At 29.5% G+C, this 3,846-nt stretch carries 7 protein-coding genes; all 7 read right to left on the bottom strand.

Features of this window, described 5'->3' with window-relative positions; translation table 11 throughout:
- Positions 1–65 precede the first annotated feature (65 nt).
- Positions 66–413: a hypothetical protein gene (locus tag KGF50_RS20695; RefSeq protein ID WP_227849804.1), complete on the bottom strand. Its 348-nt coding sequence runs from the start codon at positions 411–413 to the stop codon at positions 66–68.
- Entirely contained in the window at positions 407–808 is a 402-nt protein-coding gene (locus tag KGF50_RS20690) for a hypothetical protein (RefSeq protein ID WP_227849803.1), read from the bottom strand. Before KGF50_RS20690 ends, KGF50_RS20695 begins: the two co-directional genes overlap by 7 nt.
- 5 nt (positions 809–813) lie before the next feature.
- Positions 814–1,884 carry a phage coat protein gene (locus KGF50_RS20685; protein ID WP_227849802.1) on the bottom strand — a complete coding sequence of 357 codons (1,071 nt, stop codon included), beginning with the start codon at positions 1,882–1,884 and terminating at the stop codon, positions 814–816.
- A 19-nt stretch (positions 1,885–1,903) separates the two neighbouring features.
- Entirely contained in the window at positions 1,904–2,440 is a 537-nt protein-coding gene (locus KGF50_RS20680; protein WP_227849801.1) for a phage scaffolding protein, read from the bottom strand.
- Positions 2,441–2,484: 44 nt separating this feature from the next.
- On the bottom strand, positions 2,485–2,715 hold the full coding sequence (locus KGF50_RS20675) for a hypothetical protein (protein ID WP_227849800.1): 231 nt from the start codon (positions 2,713–2,715) through the stop codon (positions 2,485–2,487).
- Positions 2,716–2,782: 67 nt separating this feature from the next.
- On the bottom strand, positions 2,783–2,944 hold the full coding sequence (locus KGF50_RS20670; RefSeq protein ID WP_021360965.1) for a CPCC family cysteine-rich protein: 162 nt from the start codon (positions 2,942–2,944) through the stop codon (positions 2,783–2,785).
- Between the two features lie 2 nt (positions 2,945–2,946).
- Positions 2,947–3,846 (bottom strand): minor capsid protein (locus KGF50_RS20665; RefSeq protein WP_227849799.1); only part of this gene is annotated, 900 nt, incomplete at its 5' end.

The following is a 3,846-nucleotide window of genomic DNA, read 5'->3' as shown; positions in this document are numbered from 1 at the left end:
AAGCTTCTCCATTTTCTTACAAACTCTTTTAAACTCTCTAAAATCAACACTGCCCCATCTAGCCATTAAGCTTTATCCTTAAGTAATTCTAAGATTATTTCTTGATGATTAGGGTATATAGCAGATTCTCCACTTCTTACATATTCTTTATTATTTATAATAAGTTTTGAACCTGCTTTAATTTCTATATCTGAAGATATAAAGAGTTTAATAGTTTGCTCTAGCTTAGCTACTTTTCCTTGTTCTGTAGAAGTAACATTTTTATATGAAAGCTTACATGGTTGATTTTCTAATATGACTACTTCTTTGTTATTTGTTCTTTTAGTTATAGGGTCCTTAATTGGCTGATACTCAACTATAGTACATTTATCTCTATATAACATTTCTATTGCTTTTCTAGTTCTGTTTACCATCTTAAGCACCTAAAGGTTAATATCTTATTCTTACCATAAGTAGTAAGGTAAGCTATTAAACTATCAAAGCGTTGCTCTGGTGTTTGAGAACCACTTCCTATAGCAAAATCTACCTTTGTATCACCTTCTGATATAGACTTTTCTACAGCTTCAAAATTAAGACTTTCTATATCTAATTGACCCATATTTTTTTTAGTAAATAAGAACTCTCCAACTATCATATCTACTTCTATATTGTATAACTCTTTTGGAATTTCATTTATATTACAATCTAGTTTAATAATATTTTCTATCTTTTCTTTTACAAAATCTATTAACCATTTATCTCCATCTTTTAATGTATATCTAAAGCTTTCAAGCCTTCTTTCTATATCATCAATTATATTATTTTCCATAAAATTTAACCTTTTGATATTATTTGAGCAATTGCAATGGACTTATGGTCTATATATTTTGTTTTAGTTGTTGACCCATCATTTACTAAGGTCCAGTTAGAACCATCTTCAAGTTCTGATTTTGTTGGAGATAGTGAAACTTGCTTTTTCTTTTCGTATGAAATTCCACAAGGCGCAAATACTTTTCTTTGTCTTGTATATAAAGTATCTTGACCACCATTTGTTTTAGGGTCCCTATCCATTTCATAAGGAACTTTTGCTCCTATATCCTCATAATCAAAAGCTCCATCACCTAATATATAAGTAGTATATTTTGTGTATCCATCACCTGCACCACTTGTACTTTCTGCAACATCTTCTACTGGCATACTATCATCAATTAATACAGTTCTACCATTCCATGTAGCCAAACCTAAATCTCTTTGTATTCCTTGTTCATCAGTATACTTTAGATAAGTTAGTAGATTTAAATTTTCTAAATTAGTAGCTACACTACTGTGCATTATAGCTAGACTAAATTTATTTTTATTATCACCACATGCTTTTTGTATAGTTGTATTAAGACTTTCAGCAGAAACTTTCCCATCACCATTTTTAGTTATATCTGATGTATGGAAATCAACAAACTTCTTATTTTCAGTTCCTGTCATTGAGAATATACCTTTTAATATTGATAGCAGCGTATCTTGGTCAATATCCTCCCAAAATGAAGCTACTTTATTTCTTACATTAGACATAAAATCTACACCTGCTGTTATATCTTGACTAAAATCTTTCTCCATCCATGCTTTAGCTCTACCAATTACTACAACTCCTCTTTCATAGGTAACAGTAGTATCTGCTGTTATATCAGTCATACCATCATAGTTAAGCGCATCCCCTTCTAAGTTACCATACATAGGTATTCTTCCATATGATGTAGTTGTTTGACTACTAAATAAGTTTCTAATTTCTGAGTTTGATTTTAAAGCTCTTGATTTTAATAATTCATTTCTCTTTAGTGTTGGAGCTGACTCCATATACTTTCCAAATGCTTCTGCATTAAATGATTTTGCATCAAATTTTGTATTTGCCATATTTATTTACCTCTTTTCTTTAATTTTCTAATTGATTACACCAATCTTCATAAGTAAAATCCTTTGGTGTTTTTTCTGCTATAGGATTACTTTCTGCTGGATTTACACCTTTAAAATTTACTTTTGTTTCTTGAACTTCTTCAAATAAAAACTTACTCTCTTCACTTTCCTGTAGTTTCTTAATCTGTGCTAATCTTAAAGATTCATACTTTTCATTGTCTTCTTCCTCAATATCTTCAAGTAATGCCTTTGTTGCTTTTTTATTTCTTGCCCTACTTTCTGTTAGTAATCTTTCATCAATAGAATCCCTCCTTATCTGTTTTATTTCAGCTTCATAAGTTGCTTTTAATTGTTCAACCTCTTGTTGTGTCATAACTCCTTTAAAACCTTCAATTGTCTCATTTGCTGCGTTTAATTGTATTTCAAGATTTTCGTAATCTTCTTTGTTAACTGTAGTCTCTTTTATTTTCTTTTCTATAGATTTTTGAAGAGAAGCTACATCAAACTTGTTATCTTCTATTTTTATTTCTTCCAGTAATTCTTTTAACCAATCCATTTTAAATGTCTCCTTTCGTTTTTTACAAAATAAAAAAGTCCTATCTAGGACTTACTAAAACCAATATTATTATTCTCACTACAATTATTTATTGATATAGCTTCTATTTGCGATAAATCTATTATTGTTGTTCCATCTTCATCTAAATATCCTTTCAAGTTCCTACAATCTGAGTCAACCTCAATAAAATCTTGCATTAACTTATCAGCAACATCTTCATCTACCATTCCAGATATGCTATTCCCACTTTTAAACCAAACTATATATTCTTTCAACAATACAACTCTCCTTTCATTTTTACATAATAAAAGCACCTACCAATTCATCATTTAGTAAGTGCTTTTATATTACTTTTTTACCTTTTTCATAAGCTTCTTTAGCTTCTTTTAATGACATTTTATTTGGTCCTTTGTAATTAGTTTCTTTTGGTCCACTGTTTTGCCAATTACAATTATCACAAATATCAAATACATCTACATCTTTACCACATACTGGACAATTCATATCTAAACCTCCTTATATTCTTTCATTTGTTCTAACCAGTAATTATAACCTTCCTTTGGTTTAAATAAGGTTGATATTTCACCATCTGCTCTTCCAACAGCAAAATCATTACTGCTCTTCCTATACTTAAATAAAAAGTTATCTTTACTTAAAAATCCTTCTACATCATTACTTAATTGTTCTGATAGCAAATTCCTTGCTGTAGATAGATATTCTTCAGCAGTTATGTTTCCATATTCATTTAAGTGTTTTTCTACATGCTTTTTAAATTTCTTTTCAGTTGGAAAATCTGCTTTTAACCAACTCTTATTACTTAGTATATCATCTTTTTTATCAGTTATGAATGTCTTTTCATACCACTCTTTATATTTCATACTAGATGGTACATAATATGTTTTTCCATCTTCTCCTTTTGCTGCTCTATATCCTTCTTCATCCTCAAACCAAGGAGCTGTTGTTGTCCTGCAATGACAATGAAATGGTGGAGCTGTTATTCCAACTTGATAGTCTTTCATATCAAATACTTTTCCATCCAGTTCTCTACATATATTTGATGTTTTTAAATCTAGTGTGGCAATAATCTCATATTTCTCTACATCTAAATCATTGAAACAATCTTTTCTTGAAGCTGATGCAAAGAAAGCTGATTCAGTCATTATTAAATTCTTAGCTTGTGATTTAGACACATTAAATCTCTTAGCAAAATCATTCACTAAATTTTTTGGATTTTCACCTCTAATAATTGATTGAGTTAGCTTAGTATGTAGTTCATTTACCAAAGCAGGTCTATGTTTACCCCAAATTCTTTCACTAAAATTTAACCCGTCACTAGTCCAAGGTTTTGAAATAATTTTATTTATTCTATTAGTATCAAGACTCATTAAGCTCCAACCAATATTTAC

Source organism: Clostridioides sp. ZZV15-6598 (assembly GCF_020657705.1).
Lineage (GTDB): Bacteria > Bacillota > Clostridia > Peptostreptococcales > Peptostreptococcaceae > Clostridioides > Clostridioides difficile_F.
The sequence above is the reverse complement of the archived record's forward strand: the minus strand, read 5'-3'. Positions and strand labels throughout refer to the sequence as shown.

What these genes read in the sequence shown, in the direction of transcription:
- KGF50_RS20695 (WP_227849804.1), bottom strand. Translation starts at nt 413, where the DNA reads ATGGTAAACAGAACTAGAAAAGCAATAGAAATGTTATATAGAGATAAA.
- KGF50_RS20690 (WP_227849803.1), bottom strand. Translation starts at nt 808, where the DNA reads ATGGAAAATAATATAATTGATGATATAGAAAGAAGGCTTGAAAGCTTT.
- KGF50_RS20685 (WP_227849802.1), bottom strand. Translation starts at nt 1,884, where the DNA reads ATGGCAAATACAAAATTTGATGCAAAATCATTTAATGCAGAAGCATTT.
- KGF50_RS20680 (WP_227849801.1), bottom strand. Translation starts at nt 2,440, where the DNA reads ATGGATTGGTTAAAAGAATTACTGGAAGAAATAAAAATAGAAGATAAC.
- KGF50_RS20670 (WP_021360965.1), bottom strand. Translation starts at nt 2,944, where the DNA reads ATGAATTGTCCAGTATGTGGTAAAGATGTAGATGTATTTGATATTTGT.